The sequence below is a fragment of the Paraburkholderia sp. GAS199 genome (assembly GCF_050436585.1).
In the GTDB taxonomy this organism is placed as follows: Bacteria; Pseudomonadota; Gammaproteobacteria; order Burkholderiales; family Burkholderiaceae; genus Paraburkholderia.
This window is the reverse complement of the sequence record NZ_JBNDMM010000003.1, coordinates 1,070,952-1,089,711: the sequence shown is the minus strand read 5'-3', so window position 1 is coordinate 1,089,711 and position 18,760 is coordinate 1,070,952. Positions and strand designations below refer to the sequence as shown.

Annotated in this window: 17 protein-coding genes; 7 read left to right on the top strand and 10 right to left on the bottom strand. The window is 65.0% G+C overall.

The window, feature by feature from the left end; genetic code table 11:
- Positions 1 to 229: 229 nt before the first annotated feature.
- Positions 230 to 1,453, top strand: a complete 1,224-nt coding sequence (locus tag P3T18_RS16430) for an AAA family ATPase (RefSeq protein WP_429300966.1) — start codon at positions 230 to 232, stop codon at positions 1,451 to 1,453.
- A gap of 27 nt (positions 1,454 to 1,480) precedes the next feature.
- The gene (locus tag P3T18_RS16425) at positions 1,481 to 3,247 is read left to right on the top strand and encodes a cobaltochelatase CobT-related protein (RefSeq protein ID WP_429301117.1); all 1,767 of its coding nucleotides are present in this window, start codon (positions 1,481 to 1,483) and stop codon (positions 3,245 to 3,247) included.
- Between the two features lie 21 nt (positions 3,248 to 3,268).
- Here P3T18_RS16425 and P3T18_RS16420 read toward each other — a convergent pair whose 3' ends face one another.
- Together P3T18_RS16420 and P3T18_RS16415 are read right to left on the bottom strand one after the other, a co-directional pair.
- Positions 3,269 to 4,102 (bottom strand): class II glutamine amidotransferase, encoded by an 834-nt coding sequence (locus P3T18_RS16420; protein WP_429300965.1) that lies wholly within the window; start codon positions 4,100 to 4,102, stop codon positions 3,269 to 3,271.
- Between the two features lie 49 nt (positions 4,103 to 4,151).
- A complete protein-coding gene (locus tag P3T18_RS16415; protein ID WP_429300964.1) occupies positions 4,152 to 4,829 on the bottom strand; it encodes a MarC family protein in 678 nt (225 codons plus the stop codon).
- A 349-nt stretch (positions 4,830 to 5,178) separates the two neighbouring features.
- Here P3T18_RS16415 and P3T18_RS16410 point away from each other — a divergent pair, with 349 nt between their 5' ends.
- The 3 genes from P3T18_RS16410 (at position 5,179) to glgA (ending at position 8,792) form a co-directional block, all read left to right on the top strand.
- Positions 5,179 to 5,394, top strand: a complete 216-nt coding sequence (locus tag P3T18_RS16410) for a DUF3311 domain-containing protein (RefSeq protein ID WP_429300963.1) — start codon at positions 5,179 to 5,181, stop codon at positions 5,392 to 5,394.
- Positions 5,391 to 6,863, top strand: a complete 1,473-nt coding sequence (locus P3T18_RS16405; protein ID WP_429300962.1) for a sodium:solute symporter family protein — start codon at positions 5,391 to 5,393, stop codon at positions 6,861 to 6,863. The genes P3T18_RS16410 and P3T18_RS16405 overlap by 4 nt, the downstream gene beginning before the upstream one ends.
- A 306-nt stretch (positions 6,864 to 7,169) precedes the next feature.
- The gene (glgA, locus tag P3T18_RS16400; protein WP_429300961.1) at positions 7,170 to 8,792 is read left to right on the top strand and encodes a glycogen synthase GlgA; all 1,623 of its coding nucleotides are present in this window, start codon (positions 7,170 to 7,172) and stop codon (positions 8,790 to 8,792) included.
- Positions 8,793 to 8,805: 13 nt separating this feature from the next.
- On the opposite strand, the gene P3T18_RS16395 is transcribed toward glgA, so the two are convergent.
- Positions 8,806 to 9,642, bottom strand: a complete 837-nt coding sequence (locus P3T18_RS16395) for a phytochelatin synthase family protein (RefSeq protein WP_429300960.1) — start codon at positions 9,640 to 9,642, stop codon at positions 8,806 to 8,808.
- A gap of 236 nt (positions 9,643 to 9,878) precedes the next feature.
- Between P3T18_RS16395 and P3T18_RS16390 the strand changes: the two genes are divergently transcribed.
- Complete coding sequence (locus tag P3T18_RS16390; protein WP_429300959.1) at positions 9,879 to 10,085, top strand: DUF1289 domain-containing protein; 207 nt, start codon at positions 9,879 to 9,881, stop codon at positions 10,083 to 10,085.
- Between the two features lie 9 nt (positions 10,086 to 10,094).
- On the opposite strand, the gene P3T18_RS16385 is transcribed toward P3T18_RS16390, so the two are convergent.
- The 5 genes from P3T18_RS16385 to P3T18_RS16365 all read right to left on the bottom strand — a co-directional run bounded on the left by P3T18_RS16385 (position 10,095) and on the right by P3T18_RS16365 (position 14,580).
- Positions 10,095 to 11,237: a diguanylate cyclase domain-containing protein gene (locus P3T18_RS16385; RefSeq protein ID WP_429300958.1), complete on the bottom strand. Its 1,143-nt coding sequence runs from the start codon at positions 11,235 to 11,237 to the stop codon at positions 10,095 to 10,097.
- Positions 11,197 to 11,928, bottom strand: a complete 732-nt coding sequence (locus P3T18_RS16380; protein WP_429300957.1) for a hypothetical protein — start codon at positions 11,926 to 11,928, stop codon at positions 11,197 to 11,199. The genes P3T18_RS16385 and P3T18_RS16380 overlap by 41 nt, the downstream gene beginning before the upstream one ends.
- A 319-nt stretch (positions 11,929 to 12,247) precedes the next feature.
- Positions 12,248 to 12,604: a cupredoxin domain-containing protein gene (locus P3T18_RS16375; RefSeq protein ID WP_429300956.1), complete on the bottom strand. Its 357-nt coding sequence runs from the start codon at positions 12,602 to 12,604 to the stop codon at positions 12,248 to 12,250.
- Positions 12,605 to 12,655: 51 nt separating this feature from the next.
- Positions 12,656 to 13,591, bottom strand: coding sequence for a metallophosphoesterase family protein (locus P3T18_RS16370; protein WP_429300955.1), 936 nt, complete (start codon positions 13,589 to 13,591; stop codon positions 12,656 to 12,658).
- Positions 13,592 to 13,758: 167 nt separating this feature from the next.
- Entirely contained in the window at positions 13,759 to 14,580 is an 822-nt protein-coding gene (locus P3T18_RS16365; protein WP_429301116.1) for an aldo/keto reductase, read from the bottom strand.
- A 286-nt stretch (positions 14,581 to 14,866) separates the two neighbouring features.
- Between P3T18_RS16365 and P3T18_RS16360 the strand changes: the two genes are divergently transcribed.
- Positions 14,867 to 15,952: a TIGR03118 family protein gene (locus P3T18_RS16360; RefSeq protein ID WP_429300954.1), complete on the top strand. Its 1,086-nt coding sequence runs from the start codon at positions 14,867 to 14,869 to the stop codon at positions 15,950 to 15,952.
- A 39-nt stretch (positions 15,953 to 15,991) separates the two neighbouring features.
- Here P3T18_RS16360 and P3T18_RS16355 read toward each other — a convergent pair whose 3' ends face one another.
- On the bottom strand, positions 15,992 to 16,966 hold the full coding sequence (locus P3T18_RS16355) for a hypothetical protein (RefSeq protein ID WP_429300953.1): 975 nt from the start codon (positions 16,964 to 16,966) through the stop codon (positions 15,992 to 15,994).
- A gap of 357 nt (positions 16,967 to 17,323) precedes the next feature.
- Positions 17,324 to 18,688, bottom strand: coding sequence for a sigma 54-interacting transcriptional regulator (locus tag P3T18_RS16350; RefSeq protein ID WP_429300952.1), 1,365 nt, complete (start codon positions 18,686 to 18,688; stop codon positions 17,324 to 17,326).
- Positions 18,689 to 18,760 lie beyond the last annotated feature (72 nt).

Genomic DNA, 18,760 nt, shown 5'->3' with positions numbered 1-18,760 from the left:
GAAAGCAACTCAAGATAAGATAGTCCGTGATGCGGACTTTGGCGAGGCCGAACCCGTCGAATGAAGCGGTTGGATCGAATGGGCGCTGCTTCGATGCGGTTCATTCACGCGCTCAGTCGAGCAGCAGGTTAAGCGCCCGGTTAGCCGCCAACTTAACCAACCGATCAGGCGCACGAATAACCGGCTACCGCTTCACCGCGTATTTTGCCCATCGACATTTCCCGTTGCCATGACCACGCCCGAACTGACCGAAGACGAGAACCTTGGCCTCTACCAGCGCGCCACCGAACGAGGCGCGGAATGGTGGCGCGTCAGCGTGGCGGACCGGCCTGAGACCTATCGGCTCGAACATGGCATGGGCGACGGCCGGGGCGCGGCGGTGGATATCGATCTGGTGGTGGACGCGGAGAACCTGCGCGCCAAGCTGAAAAAATGGCGCCGCGAAGGTTTCGCGATCGACTCGGGCGACACCCCGAACGACCTTGCCTCGGCCGCCCGCATCGCGTTCATGCCGGAGTTGCAGCGGCTCGCAGCGCAGGCCGCGGCGGCGGCTTCGCACCGGCATGCGCAGCAGGCGCAGCCCACCGTGCGCATCGGCCATGTCGAGGTGCCGTGCGGCGTCGACAACCCGCTCGTGCCGCGCATCAATCCCGCCTATCTGTTCTCCGAACGCTTCAACGACATCGTCGAGGATATCGTGGAGAACCGGCGCGTCATGCTGATCGGCCACACCGGCGCCGGCAAGACGAGTCTGATCGAACAGGTCGCGGCGCGCTCGCATCACGGCGTACTGCGCTCCAATATGAATGGCCAGACCACGGTCGGCGATTTCGTCGGTTTCTGGACGGTCAAGGGCGGCGAGACGTTGTGGGTGGACGGCGTGCTGCCGAGCGCCATGCGCGAAGGGCTCTGGCTGATCGTCGACGAAATCGATTTCGCCGAGCCGTCCATACTCGCCGCGCTCACCGCCGTGCTCGAACCGCAGGGCCGCCTCGTGCTGAAAGAGAAAGGCAACGAGATCGTGGCGCCGCATCCGGCCTTCCGCCTCTTCGCCACCGCCAACGCGGTCGGCGCGATGGGCCAGTTCCGTCATCTGTATCAGGGCGCCAATCTGATGAACGAGGCGTTTCTCGACCGCTGGCGCGTCTATCTGCTCGACTACCTTTCTCCCGCCGAGGAAACCGACGTGCTGGTGCGCACACTCGCGCCGCACATGACGCGCACGCTCGCCGCCACGCTCGCGGCGATCGCCGCCGACTGCCGCGCGGCCTTCGCGCGCGAGGATCTGTCGAGCGCGTTTTCGACGCGCCGTCTGCTCGACTGGGCCGAACTGATGCTGCGCACCGGCGACCCCGAACGCGCCGCCGCGCCCGCGATCTACGCGAAGGTGAGCCCCGAAGACGCCGCGCTGATCCGCGGCATCATTCGCCATCACATCGCGCCGGCTGCCTGAGCCGGGACCGCGCGCGTCATGGGAACGATGCATCCGGCCCGCGATACGCGGGGCTTCGCGTTCGAATCCACCTTGAGCAAGGTGGCGCGCGTGCTCACCGGTCAGTACGGCGTGACAGTGGCGTTCAGTCCGGACGGGCCGCGCGTCGAACCGGGCCGCATCGTGATTCCGGATTACGCGCTGAACAGCGGCGAATTCGAGAGCGAGGTCGGGCGCGACGTGCTGATCGGCTATCTCGATCTGCTGGTGGCGCGGGCACGCTATTCATCGCTGACGCAACTCGACGCGCTGCCGGCAGACGTCACGGCGAAGCTCGCACAGGTGGTGGAAGACCGCCGCGTGTGCACGCAACTGCTCGACGCGTATCCGGGCGCGCGCTGGTTCGTCGCCCGCCTGCGCGAGCACGCCGCCGCGCAGGCACTGCAACGCTGGCCGAAGCTGCACTGGCGCGACCGGCTGGTGTGGCTGGTGGAGCGCACGCTGTGGAACGAGACGCCGACCTCCGTGGAGGCGAGTCACTCGCTGCTGGCCGCCCTGCACGCCGCCCAGGACCTGCTCGGCGAGGCGCGCGCCAGCGCCTCGACCGCCCAGAGCATCGCGGCGGCGCAGGCGCTGGTGGCGCGAATCCGGGCGCTGTCGGCGGGCGAAGCGAACAGCATGATGTTCACCGCCGACCCGATCGAGGACATCGAAACAGACCTGGCTGCGTTTTCCGCTGAGACCGAACCCGTCGATGACGCCGATGCACGTTCCGCTGACGACGCCGCCGCGCCCCCGTCCGGCGAGAACGGTGGCGCGCAATCCGACGACGCCGTCGGCATGGGCCGCTCGCCGGCGGGCGCGCAGCCGTCTGCGGCCGATCAGGACGGTCCGGCAAGCGGCAAAGGCGCGGCGCAACCGGGCGCGCGTGCGCGGCTGTCGGTTGCGCTCGCCACCGAATTCGACCAGATCGCCGACCTCACCGGCCAGGGCGACGCGCAACGCTGGCGGCAACTGCGCGCGCAGGCCCGCGCCGACACCGCGCCGCTCAAGGAAAAACTCGAACGCGCGCTCAGCGCCGACGAGCGCACACGCTGGCGTCGCGAACAGGAGCGCGGCGAAATCGACCGCGCGTCGCTGGCGAAACTCGCCACCTCGCCCGGCTATCGCACGCCGTTTCGCACGCAACGGCCGTCCAAGGGACGCGACGTGGCCGTGAGCCTGCTGATCGACCGCAGCGGTTCGATGGCCGGGCGCAAGATCGAACTCGCGCGGCTCTGCGCCACGGCGTTATGCGACGCGCTCACGCAACTCTCCTTCGATTGCGAAGTGCTCGGCTACTGTTCGCTCGAATCGGCGCCCATGAAAGCGTTGTATCAGCGGCAACTCGCGGCGGGCGCCGATTTGCGGCGCTACAACCGCTTCGTCGAACGGCTCGACCTGAAGGTCTACAAGCGCTTCGGCGCGACGGACATAAGCGGCATCGCGGAGATCGACTGCGGCCACGAGAACCCCGACGGCGAAGCGCTGGCGTGGGCCGCCACGCGGCTCGCCGATCATCCCGCCGGACGGCGCATCCTGATGGTGTTTTCGGACGGCTATCCGTCCACCGGCGACGGCGACCCGCAGGTGTTGCGCAGCGACCTGCGCGAGCGCGTCGCGGCAATCGGCAAGCGCGGCATCGAACTGGTGGGCATCGGCGTGCTCACCGACGCGGTGGAAGACTTCTATCCGCACAACGTGGTGGTGAGCCGCCTCGCGGAATTGCCCGCCACCGTGTTCTCGGTGCTCAGTTCGATGCTGCTCGCGCGCTGAACGCGGCCTGGCGGGTCGAACTCAGGCCGCCTTGGGACTGAACGCGTACTGCTCGATCACGCCGTCGCGCGACACCACGACCGTGCTTTCCGGAATCTCTTCCCACCAGCCCGGCAGATCCGCGAGCGGCTCCGAGAGCACCAGAAACGCGTTCTCGCCCGCGGCGACGATGCGCGGATCGTCCGGATACAGTTCGTGCAGATGCCGGAACGAGGTGCTGTGAAAAAGCGAGCGCGACTGCCCTTCGCTCGAATACCGCACCGCGACGATCTGCTCGCCGTCGGTGGCGCAGACGGTCATGTTCAGCGGATCGGCGATCTCGTAGCGCCGCCCGGTTTCCTCGACGAACGCCACCATCCGTTCGAGCGCGGTGACGGGCGCCAGCTCCAGCCCGAACGTGAGCGCCAGAAAAAACAGCACCTCGGAATCGGTCGAGCCTTCAAGCGAAGGAAACAGTTCGGGGTCGATCGCCAGCATCAGGTCGCGGCGCACTTTCGGGAAGTCGCGCACCAGTCCGTTGTGCGCGAACAGCCAGCGGCCGTAGCGGAACGGATGGCAGTTGGTTTCCTGCGACGGCGTGCCGGTCGCCGCGCGAATGTGCGCGACGAACATCGGGGCGCGGATCGCCCGCGCGGCCTCGCGCAGATTGCGGTCGCTCCATGCCGGCTGAATGCAGCGATAGCGGTACGGGATGTCGGTCGGATGACCGTACCAGCCGATGCCGAAGCCGTCGCCGTTGGTGGTGGTGTGGCCGAGCCGCGAATGCAGGCTCTGGTCGATCAGCGAATGTTTGGCGTTGAACAGCACCGTTTCCATCTGTATCGGATTGCCGGTATACGCGAGCCAGCGGCACATGGGTTCTCTCCAGTCGAACGTACGCGGACCCGATACACGGTGCGGCAGCCTACTTGACCACCGGCTGCATGGTCGCGATCGGGATCAGAAATTCGGAGAAGCCGGTCAGCATGATCTGCACGCCGATGCACAGCAACAGGAACGACGATACGCGCATCGCGACCTTGGTGCCTTCCACGCCGAGATATTTGGCGAAGATCACCGCGCGGCTGTAGATCAGGTAGACGGTGGCGGCCACCGCCAGCGAAATCACCACCGAAGCGATGCTCGACAGCACGAACGCCGACAGCTTGTGCGTGCGGTTCGCCGTCAGCGCAATCGCGGTGGCGATGGAACCGGGCCCGGTGGTGAGCGGAATGGTCAGCGGGAAGAACGCGCGCGACATCGCGTTGTCGGCGTCCACGCGCTTGACGGCCGGCTGCTCGGCCGGCTGGGTGTCCGGCGCATTGAGCATCTGCCAGCCGCCCACCGCCACGGCGAGCCCGCCGCCGATGCGCAGCGCCTGCATCGAAATGCCGAAGAAATGCAGGATCGGCGTGCCGATGAAGAACGCCACCAGCAGCACGCACATCACGTTGATGGCGATTTTGCGCGCGAGCGCGGTGCGCTCCTCGGTGGTGAGCGAAGCGGTCCGGTCGAGAAAAACGAAAGCAATGCCGATTGGATTGATGATGCTGATCAACCCGGTAAAGCCAAACAGGATGTCCGAGATCAGGCTATCGACCATATGCGATCCGTGAGCGTTTGCGCAGCGTGCGCGGAATGTGCGGAAGGTGCCGGAGGTGCCGTTCGCGTGGTGTGATGATATCGCGTCGCGGCGCGCGGACCCCGATAAAGCACGCCGTTCATACGCATGAAGATGGCAAGCTGCGTTGCACGGCACAGGCTCCCCGCATTTCTCCAACGCCCTTGCCGCACGCTGCGGCGCAGCAAGCGCGGCCGGAAAGATGCGTCCGCAACTTTCGGAAAGCCTACATAATTTTGACTTACTTTACGTGACCGAAGCATCAGGCATACAGTGCCCGTCGAAGCTGCACTTTCAACGAGACGTACTCACCGGTTCGAGGAGTTGCCCCATGTCGCTTCGTTTGCTCGCCGTGCTGCCGTTCATCGGCATTCTGCTCGGTGTCCCGTTTGTCAATCGTGTCGAGCCGCTCGTGCTCGGCATGCCGTTCGTGCTGGCCTGGATCGTCATGTGGGTGGTATTGAGTTCGATCATCATGGCGATCGTTTACCGTCTTGACCCGTCCAACCGTCAGATCGCCGTCGAAGGCGAGGAGGCCCGCTCATGAGCGCACTGGTCATCATTGCCGCGGTCACGCTGTTTGCGCTGTACCTCGGGGTGCGCGCGCGGCGCGGCCACGACATGAGTCTCGAACAATGGACCGTGGGCGGCCGCAGTTTCGGCACCGCCTTCGTGTTCCTGCTGATGGCCGGTGAAATCTATACGACCTTCACCTTCCTCGGCGGCAGCGGCTTCGCATATGGCAAAGGCGCGCCGGTCTACTACATTCTCGCGTACGGCACGCTCGCCTACATTCTCTCGTACTGGATGCTGCCGCCGATCTGGCGCTTCGCGAAGAGCCACCGGCTGGTGTCGCAACCGCACTTCTTCACCCGCAAATACGATAGCCCCGCGCTCGGCACGCTGGTCGCGCTGGTCGGCGTGGCCGCGCTGATTCCCTACCTCGTGCTGCAACTCAAGGGGCTCGGCATCATCGTGGCGACGGCTTCGTACGGCGCGATCTCGTCGACGGCGGCCGTGTGGATCGGCGCGGCGGTGGTGACGGCCTACGTGATCGTCTCCGGCGTGCGCGGCTCGGCGTGGAACTCGGTGGTGAAGGATCTGCTGATCCTCGCGATCGTGCTGTTCCTCGGCATCTACCTGCCGTTGCACTACTACGGCGGCTTCAGCGACATGTTCCATGCCATCGACACCGCCCGCCCCGGCTTCCTGACCTTCCCGGCCAAGGGTTCGAGCGTGACCTGGTTCCAGTCGACCGTGCTGCTCACCGCGCTTGGCTTCTTCATGTGGCCGCATACGTTCGGTTCGATCTTCACCGCCAAGGACGAGCGCATTTTCCGCCGCAACGCGATGGTCCTGCCGCTCTATCAGCTGATCCTGCTGTTCGTGTTTTTCGTCGGCTTTGCGGCGACGCTGAAGGTGCCGGGCCTGAAAGGCGGCGACATCGACCTCTCGCTGTTCCGCCTCTCGCTGCAGACGTTCGACCCGTGGTTCGTCGGCGTGATCGGCGCGGCAGGCATTCTCACGGCGCTGGTGCCGGGCTCGATGATTCTGACCTCGGCGTCCACCCTGCTCGCCAACGACGTGTATCGCGGCATGATCAACCGCAATGCCTCCGACGCTTCCGTGACCGTGCTCGCGCGAATTCTCGTGCCGGTGGTGGCGCTGGTGGCCGTGGGCTTCACGCTGCACGGCGGCGAGACCATCGTGGCGCTGCTGCTGATGGGCTACAGCTTCGTCACGCAACTGTTCCCGGCCGTGATCTGCAGCCTGCGTCCGCATAACCGGGCCACCAAGCAAGGCGCGTTTTGCGGCATCGTGGCGGGTGTTGCCGTGGTGGCGATCACCACCACCATGCACACGAGCGTCGGTCAGCTGATGCCGTTCCTGCCCGACACGCTCAAGGACGTGAACATCGGCTTCCTCGCGCTTGCCGTGAACGTGATCGTGTTCGTCGCGGTCAGCGCCGTGACGCGCCCGGCTCCGGCCGAACAGACGCACGCCCCGGTTCACTGACCAGCCGGCCGCTCCGGCGGCCGGAATGCAGAACGCGTCCCGAACGGGATGTTCCTCGCGCCAGCCGGCGCCGGAACATCCCGTTTTTCTTGGTAGAGGAAAACGTCAAATCTACACACGAATGAAAAATCCGCTTCCCGGCGGTCGGCGGCATTAAGCGTTTTCCCTGCATTGCGCCGCACCACAAAAGGCGCGAAACGCACTGCGCCGAAAATGCTCCCTCAGGCACACCCCTTGCTGAACTTCCACGTCAGCCCATCCCACCGCACTGTGCAAGTGCAAAAAACCCACCGCCTGGGGGCCGCTTTGTCACTCAATGTTCTGCTGGTCGCTTCCGAAGCCCTGCCGCTTGCCAAGTCCGGGGGCCTCGGCGATATGGTCAGCGCCTACGCCGCCGCCCTGCGCGATGCCGGCGTCGAAGTCTCGATTCTGATGCCCGCCTATCCCGCCGCGCTCGAACGCGCCGAGGGGCTAACGCCCGTCGCGCGTATGACGGGCCTGCCGGGCGGCGACGCCAGACTGCTGCGCGCGCAGATGCCGGACACGGGTATTCCGGTGCTGCTCCTGCAGATGGATCACCTGTTCGCGCGTGAAGGGCTCTATCGCGATCCGCAAGGACACGACTACCTCGACAACCTCACACGCTTCGCTTCGCTTGCGGCGGCCGCCGCCCGCGTGGCGCGTGGCGTGCGCGGCGTGAAGCGCCCCGACATCGTGCACGCGCACGATTGGCATGCAGGGCTCACGCCGCTGTATCTGCGCCTCGCCGGTGTCGCCGCAAAAAGCGTATTCACGATTCACAACCTTGCGTTCCAGGGCAATCATCCGCTCGCCATGGGCGGCTGGATCGGCGTGCCGCCCGAGTTGCTGGCGCCCGCCCTCTCCGACGAACGCAGCATCGAGTTCTACGGCTCGCTCAGCATGATGAAGGCGGGCATCGTCCACGCGGATCGCGTGAGCACGGTCAGCCGGCGCTACGCCCGCGAGATTCTCACGCCGCAGTTCGGTCACGGCATGGAAGGCGTGCTGCAGGCGCAGGCGGGCAAGCTGTCGGGCATCGTCAACGGGATCGACACGGCCACGTGGAATCCCGCCACCGACCCGCTCATCGCGCGTCCCTATTCCGTCGACGACACCGCCGGCAAGCAAGCCTGCAAGCGCGAACTGCAACAGGCGTTCGGCCTCACGCGCGACCCGTTCGCGCCGCTGGTGGCAATCGGCAGCCGCCTGACCGAGCAGAAACTCGCGGACGTGGTCGTTCACGCGCTGCCGGAACTGCTCGACCGCCATCCGCGTCTGCAATTCGCGATTCTCGGCCAGGGCGAACGCGGCCTCGAAGACGCATTGCGCGAACTCGCGGCCCAATGGCCAGGCCGTGTCGGCGTGCAGATCGGTTATGACGAAGAACGCGCGCACATGCTGCACGCGGGTGCGGACATCCTGCTGCACGGCAGCCGCTTCGAGCCGTGCGGACTCACCCAGCTTTACGCAATGCGCTACGGCACGATTCCGGTGGCCTCGCGCGTCGGCGGTCTCGCCGACACCATCATCGACTACGCGCCGCACGAAGGCCGTCGCACCGACACCGCGACCGGCTTCCTGTTCGACGGCGAGCGTCCGGAAGCGGTGATTTACGCGCTCGGCCGCGCGCTCGACGCTTTCGTTCAGCCTACGTCATGGCATGCGCTGCAGCGCAACGCAATGAGCCGCGATTTCGGCTGGGCCGCATCGACCGCGAACTATCTGGAGCTATACGCCGAGCTGGTCGACGCCCGCCCGGTTCCGCGCGACACCCGCGTTCGCAAGACAGCGGCGCGCGCGCGTTCGGAAGGCACGGCAGCGAGCGCGGCCGCAGGTGCTGCGGCGCGCCGGCTTCGCGCCGAGGATGGATTCGCGGCAGCGGGCGCCGAGATGGCGCGCAGCGCCTGATCGACGCGTTCGGTCAGGGCGTGCCCTTGCCGACGATCACGATGCCGCGTGAAATACCGCTGACGCTGTCGGGCGCCAGCGCGCCGGCGTAGAGCTGCGCCATCGGCACCCACACGGCGGGATATTTGTAGCGCGCCACGTCGAGCAGCAGCGCGCTGTCGGTCGCGGCGTCGTACGCGCCAAGCGGCGACCAGTGGCCGCCGCCCGTCTCGCCGATCTCCACACGCCGGAAATTGACCAGCGCAAAGCGATCGCTCTGCGCGGTGGTCGTGCGAATCAGGTCGCGAAACTGGGCGAGCGTCAAATCCGCTGCGTGGTACTTCGTGACGGTAACGGGAAACGCCGCCAGCGCCGCGCTCAGCTGGTCGAGCGTCATGCCTTCCTGCGACACCCGCGCGGCCGTCGCCACCTTCGGATCGACACCGCGAAAGAAGTCTTCCTGCGAGTAATACGGAAAGTCCGGATATTGCGTGGATGGCGGACGGCGCACGCCCAACGCGTTGAGCACCATCACGGACGTCGCCACCGAACAGTAAGCCTGGTTGCGCTGCGTTTCGAAGTACTGCGAGAGCGGCCAGTACGACTGTTTGTCGCCGGCGTTGAGCAGACGCGTCTGTCCCGCCGGTTGCGTCAGGGCCACGAGATTCGGCGGCACCGCGAGCGGGCCTTCGTTCGGCTGCACGGCGCTGGGCGCATCGCCGTGAAGCGCTGTCGGAGTCGCGCTGACCGGCTGGCCGGCCGTGGGCGGCATGGCGGTGCATGCGGTCACAGCGAGGCTGAAGGCCCAGGCGCCGACAATGGCGCCGAAGCGGCCGCGCCGCGCCAGGTTGATCCACGAATATGCCGACATCGAACCCTTCCGTATCATGAGCATCCTGATCACGCGTGCCGTGCGCGATGACGTCTTCACGCGTCGCGCTTCGTATCGCCCCGCAGCAGACAGGCACGCAGGCATCGGATTTTTAACACGAAACTAAAGGGCGCGTGAGAAGCCGCACATGCGACGCCGGCCGCCCTGCTCACGCCGGGCATTGCGATATACTCGCGCGCTTGCCGCCAGGCACCCACCACACGACCACCTCATCAATGACCGTTCAATCGCCCTGCATCGACATTTGCAAACTCGATGGCACCACGGGTCTATGCATTGGATGCCTGCGCACCCGCGACGAGATTCGCGAGTGGAAAAACGCGGCCGACGAACGGCGGCTCGAGATCATCGGCGAAGCCGCCGCACGGCGCGAGAAACTGACGCCCGGCGCGCTCCCGCAACAGACTACGCAAAACACCTGAGCGCACCGTTTACTGCGCGCGCGTGACGAACGCATAACCGTTCTTGCCGTTGCGCTTGACGTGGTACATCGCGTCGTCGGCCGCGGCCACCAGCCGTTGGTAATCCTCGACGAGATCGGGGAAACTCGCGATGCCGACACTGGCGCGCACGGTCTGGATCTGCATCTGTTCGTCGGTGCGCACCACGCACTCGATCAACCGTTGCGCAATCTCGGCAAGTTCCTCCTGCGTCGAAAACTCGCGTACCAGCACGGCGAATTCGTCGCCGCCGATACGCGCCACCACGTCGCTCTTGCGCACGGATTCGCGGAAGCACCGCGAGACGCCAATCAGAAACTCGTCGCCGAAACGATGCCCGAGCGTGTCGTTCACCTGCTTGAATCCATCCAGATCGATATAGAGCACGGCGATCTTGCGTATCGTCGCGCTGGCCGACCGCCGCAGCGCGGCTTCTTCCAGCGCGGCGAGCAGCATGCGGCGGTTCGGCAAACCCGTCATCGGATCGTGCAGCGACGCGTATTCGAATTCGCTCGACTGTCCTTTGAGCAGACGGGTGCGGCGCGCGTACATCGCCAGCGCCATGAAGAGCGTGCAGAACACCAGCGCCGCGAGCGCGATCAGCGTATCGGCGACATGCGCGATGCGCTGCCGTGCGTCGGCGTTATCGGCATCGCGCCGCGCTCGCCAGTAAGCAGTGATCGCGCCGAGCGCGGCGCCGGTCTCCGTGAGATCGGCCTCGGCACCGAGTACGCGCGGTGCAACCGGCGGCGCGCCAAACGGACTTGCGCCGATGATCGCCGCCAGCGACTTGATGCGATTCGCCAGTTCGACGCGCGACTGCCGATAGCCGTCGGCAATCGCCGCGTTCTCGTGCGGCAAACGTTGCCAGATGCCAGCGAGTTCATGGGCGCTTTGCGCGCGGTCGGCCGCTTCGAGCACAAGGCCCGCGTATTCCTGCTTGATCTGATCGGAGAAGATCGTTCTGATCTGCAAGGCCACGTACAGCAGACCGATGACGAGGCACAACAGCGAGGCGCCGGCGAGCGCAGTGGGACCCGGCCTCAGCCGCGTCGCGAGGTGGCGCGCCCGGACGGCGCGCGCGGCCCGTGGCTCAGGAGTGGGAGTAGATATCTTGCTGGCTTTCGTTGCCATGCTGCCGGTAATTTGCGCGGCGGAAGAACGACCCTACGCGCGCGAACAAACTGCCTTTACGGCGCTGCGTGGCGGTCTGCGCCCGGGAATTCTGCGCGCCGAGCCGCGCGTCCTGGCGATTGCGCCCGCCCTGCGCCTGCTGCGTGGTGGAATCGGCAGAGCGGTTGGCGCGGCGGAGCGGCTGATTCGCGCGGTCCGCGTCGTGGTCCACATTACTGGCTGGCGCGGCGTCGGTTGTTTGCGCGTGAGACGCCGCGGAACGGGTGACTTCGCCGGTCCACGAGGCGTGGGGTTGTCCGCGCTCGTTATCCGTCGACGTGGATGCGTCGACGCCGGCCGCAACGGGTTTGCCGGTGGACGTCGGCACCATCGCGTAATTCGCAGAAGCCGCGGGCGCCGGGCGCGTGAAAGCCAATGTAGTCTGACCGCTGGACGCAACCGGTGGCGTGGCGGCGAGCGCGAGACGCGCATTGGACATCGCTTCGGCGTAAGCGCGCTGATCGTGATTGAACCAGACGCCATAAGCGACCGTGCCGATCACGCCGAACGCCAGTGCGCCCGTGGCGGCGAAGCACAGCGCCAGCCGTCCGAAACGCCGCGACGCGAACGCGGCATCGTTTTGCGCACCGGGCACGCGTTCGGGCTCCGGGCGGTCTGAAGGCTTACTGGGAAAATCGGGTTCGCTGGCCATCGAAATACCCTCCGGAATCCTCACATCCGCCATGCCGGCAGACTTTTTGTCGGACGAATTCCGCTTAAATGCGAGAACGTTGAGAGAATGTAACTCGCCGGGAGCCGGCCCACAACTCGCCGCTGCATGCTTTAAACAATGCTTAGACAAGACGGCCCGGCTCGGGCTTTTTTCAGACGATACAACGCGACGACGCGCATCCGGACGCGCAACAAACGCGCCCGGATGGCACAAGACGTTTTACTGCCGGTTTGAAACGGTCAATCGAAGCGACCGCAGACGCAGCCGCTTTCACCAAGTATTTTGCTTACCGTTCTAGCTACTGCACAGTAATCGTTTCCTTCATATTCGGGTGAATGCCGCAAAAGACTTTATAGACGCCCGGCTTGTCGAATTTGTACTCGTACGTATCGTTCTGGTCCAGTGCCGTCGAATGAAAAATGCCTGCGTCGTTCACCACGGTATGCGGTTCGCCGTCCAGGTTCTTCCACGTGACGGTCGAGCCCGCCTTGATGGTCATAGCCATCGGCATGAACATGAAATTCTTGATCGTGACCGCATTGGGCGATTCGGCGTGCGCCATGGAAAAACCGGTTGAAGCCGCAACGAAAACCGAACCTGTCAGCACGAATCGAAGCGCGCGCCGAACAGTGTCTTGAAGGGAATTATTTTGCATGACTAATCTCCTGCCAGTGACGATGATCTGAAAACGTGAAGTGTCGAGCGCTTAGACGAGCGTGGTGTCGGCCAGCGTCGCCTTGAGCGGATGGCTTGCGATGCGGATACTTGTCACACCGAGCATCTTTGGCAGTTCGTCGCTTGCCACGGTCAGCGGACCGGGGCCAGGGCCGTTGCCGGCAGTCGGTTGGGGATAGGCAGTCGAGCGCGCGGTGTGGAAGGTGATATTGCCTTCCACCTTCGAGACGATCTGGTGAATGTGCCCGTTCAACACCGTCACCGACCCAAAGCGCTTCAGATAGCTCATGGCCTGTCCGGCGTCGCCGGTGCCCCAACCCCACGGCTCGTAGATCGTCCACATCGGCATATGGGCGAACACCACGATCGGCGTGCTCGACGAGCGGCCTTTCAGATCGTTTTCGAGCCAGGCGAGTTGTTCGTCACCCAGGCCGCCGAGGCCGTTGGGCTTGAAATGCATCACGTTGACCAGCGCGACGAAATGCACGCCGTTGTGATCGAAGCTGTAATAGCCCTTGTTGTCCGAGGCTTGCCCGAAGCGTTTGAAGTACTCCGTGCCGGGCCCGTCGGTCACGTCGTGCTCGCCCGGAACCGTATGAAGTTCCGTGATGTTCAGGCCGCCGAGCAACTGCGCCGCGAGGTCGAACTCCGATGCCTTCGAGAGATGCGTGATATCCCCCGTATGCAGCGTGAGCGCGGGTTTGACCGGCATCGCGTTGACGTATTCAATCGTCTGTTTGAGCGTGCCTGCCACATCGGGATTGGCTTCCTTGTTGAAGCCGATGTGCGAATCGCTGATCTGCAGGAACAGTGGCGTGCCCGTCATGGGCTTCGTCTCGGCCGCGAAGGCGAGATCCATGGGCGTGAGAATGCCGCCCGCGAGCATGAAGAGCGTGCCTGTCCCGCCGAATGCGAGACACTTGAGCGCGCCGCGGCGCGAGGCGTTGAACGAATCTTTTGACGACATGGCTGGTCTCCCGGCTTAAGTTTGCCGCTGGCGTGGTAGCGGTTAGCAGGGATGACTGGCGTGGCAGAAGTTTTATTCCCGGTTTGTTCCAGGTTGTTTTGCCAGGTGTTTTGCCACGCTTCGATTCAGGTTTCTTTCGCGGCCCAGGCCAAACCAGACCTTGAGGTCTAGCCGGCTACCGCGGCAACGATCCGCTCGCACATCGCCCGGTCCGGCAGCGCACCCGAACCGGCCCGCACATTGTCCGCCATGTATTGCGGACGACCCGTGCCCGGAATGACCACGGTCACGGCCGCTTGCGCGAGCACGAACTTCAGAAGAATTTGCGCCCAGCTCGTACAGCCGATTTCCTCGGCCCAACCGGGCAACGGCGTTTTCGCGACCCGCGCGAGCAGCCCACCGCCGCCGAACGGCTGATTGATGACGACGCCGATACCGAGGTCGGCCGCGAGCGGCAGGATGCGCTGACCGGCGGCGCGGTCGTCGGCGGCGTAATTGATCTGCACGAAGTCGGGTTTCTGACTGCGCATCACGGCCTCGACTTCGCCGAATGCACTCGACGTGTAGTGCGTGATGCCGATATAGCGGATCCGGCCGCGTGCTTTCCAGTCGCGCAATGTCGATAACTGCGTACGCCAGTCGAGCAGATTGTGGACTTGCATCAGATCGATGCGAGGCTGCTGGAAACGTCGCAGGGATTCTTCCATCTGCGCGATGCCGGCTTCTTTTCCTTCGGTCCACACCTTGGTCGCGACGAAGGCCTTGCTGTGCGCATCGAGCCGCGTGAGCAGCGTACCGGCCACCTCTTCCGACGACCCATACATCGGCGACGAGTCGATCGCCGAGCCGCCCGCGCCGAACAGAATGCGCAGCACGTCGGCGAGTTGCGCCTGGGCGGCGGCATCGGTGCCGACATCGAATGTGCGCCAGGTGCCGCAGCCGATCACGGGCAGACGTTCGCCCGTGGATGGAATGACGCGTTGCGACATGCGCGGCAACGGCGCGGCCTCGCTGGCGGCGCTGGCGGTGCGCGTCTGCGCATGAGCAACGCCGAACGGCAGCGCGAGCGTGACACCGGCCGCCCGCAGAAAGCGGCGGCGTGTGTCGCGGTGAGCATCGCCGTGCGCGGGATCGTGCGCATGGTCGTGATTCGGGATTGCCATCGAGTGTCCTCCCTGTGTGTGACAGAAATTTGTTTTGCCGCGAGGGAATAAAGCCGCCCGGCCGCACGTTCAAGTATCGCAACGACCCACGGTCAGACAAAGGAGTGCGGCCATGAATTCCATGCTTAAGGTATTGAGCGCCCTCGCGTGCGGAGCGGCGCTGACGACGCTTGCCGCGTGCGGCGGCAGTTCTGACACGCTCAACGCGCAGTCCTTCACTTCTACCATGCTGGTCTCGGATGGCTCCGTCCCCGCGGCGCATACCGACGCCAACCTGAAAAACGCCTGGGGCGTCGCATTCAATCCTAAAGGCTTCGTCTGGGTAGCGGACAATGCGACTTCGGTCGCGACGCTTTACGACGGCAACGGCGTTCCGCAGTCCTTGATAGTAAGCATACCGAATGGAAATGGCGGCGCCGATAATCCCACGGGAATCGTGTTCAACGGCAGCACGGATTTTACGGTCACACAGGGTGGAAAATCGGGCGTGGCGGCGTTCATCTTCGCGGGCGAAGGCGGCGCCATCACCGCGTGGGCGCCGACCGTGCTGCCCACCACCGCCGTCATCATGGCCGATAACGGCGCGAGCGGCGCCGTGTACAAAGGGCTCGCGCTCGCCAGCAACGGCACGGCGAACTTTCTGTACGCGACCGATTTCCACAACAACCGGATCGACGTGTTCGACCGGAATTTTGCCAAGGTTTCGCTGCCCGGCAAGTTTCAGGATCCATCGCTGCCGGCCGGATTCGCACCGTTCGGCATTCAGGCCATCGGCTCGAAGCTCTTCGTGACCTACGCGCAACAAGATAGCGCCGCGCACGACAACATCGACGGCGCGGGTCTCGGTTTCGTGGACGTCTTCGACACGAGCGGCAACCTGTTGCAGCACTTCGCCTCGGCGGGTCCGTTGAATGCACCGTGGGGAATTGCGCAGGCGCCGGCCAATTTTGGCCGTTTCAGCGGCGACGTACTCATCGGCAATTTCGGCGACGGCACGATCAACGCGTTCGATCCGTCGAGCGGTCAGTTCATGGGCGCGGTGAATCTGTCGAACGGCAAGACCTTCGTGCAACGCGGACTATGGGGCATCGCGTTCGGCAACGGGCTGAGCAATCAGCCGGTCAACACGCTATTTTTCGCGGCCGGCCCCAACGCGGAACAGAACGGCGTGTATGGACGCATCGACGTGAAGATGTAGCAAAGCGGGCGCGAGCCAGAGTCGCCACGTAGACCGCGCTCAGCTCTTCACGCCGCGCATCGCGCAAACCGACCATGTCGCGAGTCGCTCGACGCTCAGCCAGCGTGCGATGCGCTTGAGCGCGTGACGCACGCGGCCACGCCAATGCGCCACGCGCATCCGTCGCCAGAAACGTTCGGGGACGAACTCGGGAAAGCGCGCTTCTTTTTCCAGCAAGGCTTTACCGCCTGGCAGATGCACGAACGAGCAGCAGCGGAACCAGCGCACGTCGCGATAATTATTGCCGGGCCAATGCCGCCCCACGGCCTGATAGGCGCCCACTTCGATCAGCGTCTGGCCCTCGTCCACCAGGACGTTCAGCGCGGCAGAGATGAACGCTTCGTCGCCGTGATGACGCAGGCGCTGGCTTTCGCGCACGTAGCGCGCGTAGAACTCGCGCGCGCGCGGCACCAGCCGTCGCAAGGCGGCGGGCGTGGCGAGCAGAAACTCGCCGCCATACCAGCGCGGATTTCTCAGCGTGCGTCCAGCGACGATTTCGAGGTCGCCCACCACGCGCTCGCTGCCGTACGCGGGAAACACCTGATCGGAGATGTCGAAGGCCCCGAAACCGGCCTGCGCGCATCGCTCCAGCAGGTCGCGTGCGAGCGGCAGCAGCGCCACCATATCGGCGTCGAGCAGCAACAGCATCGTGTCGGCGGGCAACGCCGCGGCCAGCTGGTCCATCAGCGCCAGCTTGAAATGCGCGGCATAGAACGGCGTGTCCTTGGGCAACTCGATGGTTGCGGTCAAGGTCATCAGCGCGGGCCGCTTCTCCGGCGCGAGCGCGGCAAGCCGCTCGGCGACCAGCGCGGGCGCATTGGTCATGATGGTGAGCGCCGGCATTTCCACACGGCGCAAACTGTTGTTCAGACAGATCGCCTGATCGACGTACGACAGCGGGTCGCGATTGGTCGAGTTGTCACCCGGGCTCGCATCGACGTCGACATAAACCAGCGTGCAAGGAAAAAGATTCACGTTGCTCCTCAGCAGTCGTCGGAGACGGTTCGCTCTTAGCTGGCGCTGCCGTGACCTCTGGGGACGGATCTACATGTTCTTGCGTGGTACAAGCTGTGCCGCGGTTCGCGCACGATGGCGTCTCTCCCGAACCGGGAATGCTGATCTGCGGCGATGGCGTCGGACGAACCGGGGCGCAGGCATCAGGTATGCGCTATCGTTTCACGTCTTAGCATTGCCTTTCCGCCAAAACTAAGCGAGACGCTACGCGTACGCCGACGATGCGCTTTCGGCCGGTCGAAGTTACGCGGCCGCCAACATGACTCCGGCAGGCCACAGCAGAACTTACCTTGCCGCGCGCCGCCACGCGCGCGCTTCTCACAGTTCGGCTTCGCCGTCGTTGCCGGCACGCACGCCATGCGCGCTGAGCAGACGGTACAGCGTGGTCCGCGAGACGCCGAGTTCGCGCGCGGCGTCGCCGGGACGCCCGCGATGCCGCAGCAGTGCAAGCTCGATGGCCTGCCGTTCCGCGGTTTCACGCGCCTGAGCGAGCGTGAGGGGATTCGACGCGGCGTAATTCGACAGTTCGAGATCGTCCGCCGAAATGGTGCGCCCCTCGGACATCACCATCGCGCGGCGAACGCGGTTGATCAGTTCCCGCACGTTGCCGGGCCAGTCGTACTGATGGAGCGCGGCGATCGCTTCGGGCGAAAAACCGTACAGGCGGCGGCTCGCGTCCTTGCGATAGCGCTCCAGCGTGTACAGCGCGAGCAGTTCGATGTCCTTGCCGCGCGCGCGCAACGGCGGCTCGTCGATCCGCAGCACGCACAGCCGGTGATACAGGTCGGAGCGGAAGCGGCCGTCGTCGATGGCGGCGTCGATATCCACGTGCGTCGCCGAAATGATCCGCACGTCGACGTCGATCGAGCCGTTGCCGCCGAGCCGGTCGATCGTGCTCTGCTGCAGGAAACGCAGCAGGCTCGCCTGGCTTTCGAGCGGCAGATCGCCGATTTCGTCGAGAAACAGCGTGCCGCCGTTGGCCGCTTCCACGCGTCCGATGCGGCGCTGATTCGCCCCGGTGAACGCGCCGCGCTCGTAGCCGAACAACTCGGACTGCAGCAGATGCGGCGGAATCGCCCCGCAGTTGATGGCGACGAACGGCGCGTTGCGACGCGGCGAGCCCGCATGAATCGCCGCGGCGGTCAGTTCCTTGCCCGTGCCGGATTCGCCCGAGATGAACACGGGCGCGTCGGTCACGGCAATTTTGCGTATCGAGCGGAACAGCGCGAGCATGGCGTCGGATGCGCCGATCATGCTGCCCTCGGCCGCCGACGTATCCGGCTGTTCCGGCACGCCGAGCGAGATCATCCCGCAGGCGTGCCCAACCGTATCGACGATGCGTGCGTACGGCGCGGGCAGCGTGACGTAGTCGAAGCAGTAATCGCGCACGAGCCGGCGTATCGCGGGATTGTCGAGTTCGGACGCGGCCGCCATCGCCACCCAGCCGATGTTGGGCAGCGCGAGACAGGCTTCGAGCGCCGCCACTTCGCGCGTCTCAAACACGCTCGACAGATCGATCAGTCCGCCGGCCGGCGCACCGCTCTGGAGCGTTTGACGCAGGTCGCGAATCGACCCAACCACGTCGATGGTCCAGTCTGCTGCCTGAAATGCGGCCAGCACTTCAGGCAAAGGATCGCGCGTGAGATACACGACGCGCCGCGTAGGGGCCTTGATGTTATGCATTATTTTTAGACTCTCCTGGAAGGCCTGCGTCCGGCGCGCAATGCGCCAACGCCCTTCCCCGAAATCGAGCGC

Excerpts from the sequence above, each read along its gene's own strand:
- P3T18_RS16420 (WP_429300965.1), bottom strand. The coding sequence starts at position 4,102 with ATGTGCCGCTGGCTCGCGTATACCGGCAATCCGATACAGATGGAAACG.
- P3T18_RS16370 (WP_429300955.1), bottom strand. The coding sequence starts at position 13,591 with ATGTCGTCAAAAGATTCGTTCAACGCCTCGCGCCGCGGCGCGCTCAAG.
- P3T18_RS16375 (WP_429300956.1), bottom strand. The coding sequence starts at position 12,604 with ATGCAAAATAATTCCCTTCAAGACACTGTTCGGCGCGCGCTTCGATTC.
- P3T18_RS16430 (WP_429300966.1), top strand. The coding sequence starts at position 230 with ATGACCACGCCCGAACTGACCGAAGACGAGAACCTTGGCCTCTACCAG.
- P3T18_RS16390 (WP_429300959.1), top strand. The coding sequence starts at position 9,879 with ATGACCGTTCAATCGCCCTGCATCGACATTTGCAAACTCGATGGCACC.
- P3T18_RS16365 (WP_429301116.1), bottom strand. The coding sequence starts at position 14,580 with ATGTCGCAACGCGTCATTCCATCCACGGGCGAACGTCTGCCCGTGATC.
- P3T18_RS16395 (WP_429300960.1), bottom strand. The coding sequence starts at position 9,642 with ATGTCGGCATATTCGTGGATCAACCTGGCGCGGCGCGGCCGCTTCGGC.
- P3T18_RS16385 (WP_429300958.1), bottom strand. The coding sequence starts at position 11,237 with ATGGCAACGAAAGCCAGCAAGATATCTACTCCCACTCCTGAGCCACGG.
- P3T18_RS16410 (WP_429300963.1), top strand. The coding sequence starts at position 5,179 with ATGTCGCTTCGTTTGCTCGCCGTGCTGCCGTTCATCGGCATTCTGCTC.
- P3T18_RS16415 (WP_429300964.1), bottom strand. The coding sequence starts at position 4,829 with ATGGTCGATAGCCTGATCTCGGACATCCTGTTTGGCTTTACCGGGTTG.
- P3T18_RS16380 (WP_429300957.1), bottom strand. The coding sequence starts at position 11,928 with ATGGCCAGCGAACCCGATTTTCCCAGTAAGCCTTCAGACCGCCCGGAG.
- P3T18_RS16350 (WP_429300952.1), bottom strand. The coding sequence starts at position 18,688 with ATGCATAACATCAAGGCCCCTACGCGGCGCGTCGTGTATCTCACGCGC.
- P3T18_RS16405 (WP_429300962.1), top strand. The coding sequence starts at position 5,391 with ATGAGCGCACTGGTCATCATTGCCGCGGTCACGCTGTTTGCGCTGTAC.
- P3T18_RS16425 (WP_429301117.1), top strand. The coding sequence starts at position 1,481 with ATGCATCCGGCCCGCGATACGCGGGGCTTCGCGTTCGAATCCACCTTG.
- P3T18_RS16360 (WP_429300954.1), top strand. The coding sequence starts at position 14,867 with ATGAATTCCATGCTTAAGGTATTGAGCGCCCTCGCGTGCGGAGCGGCG.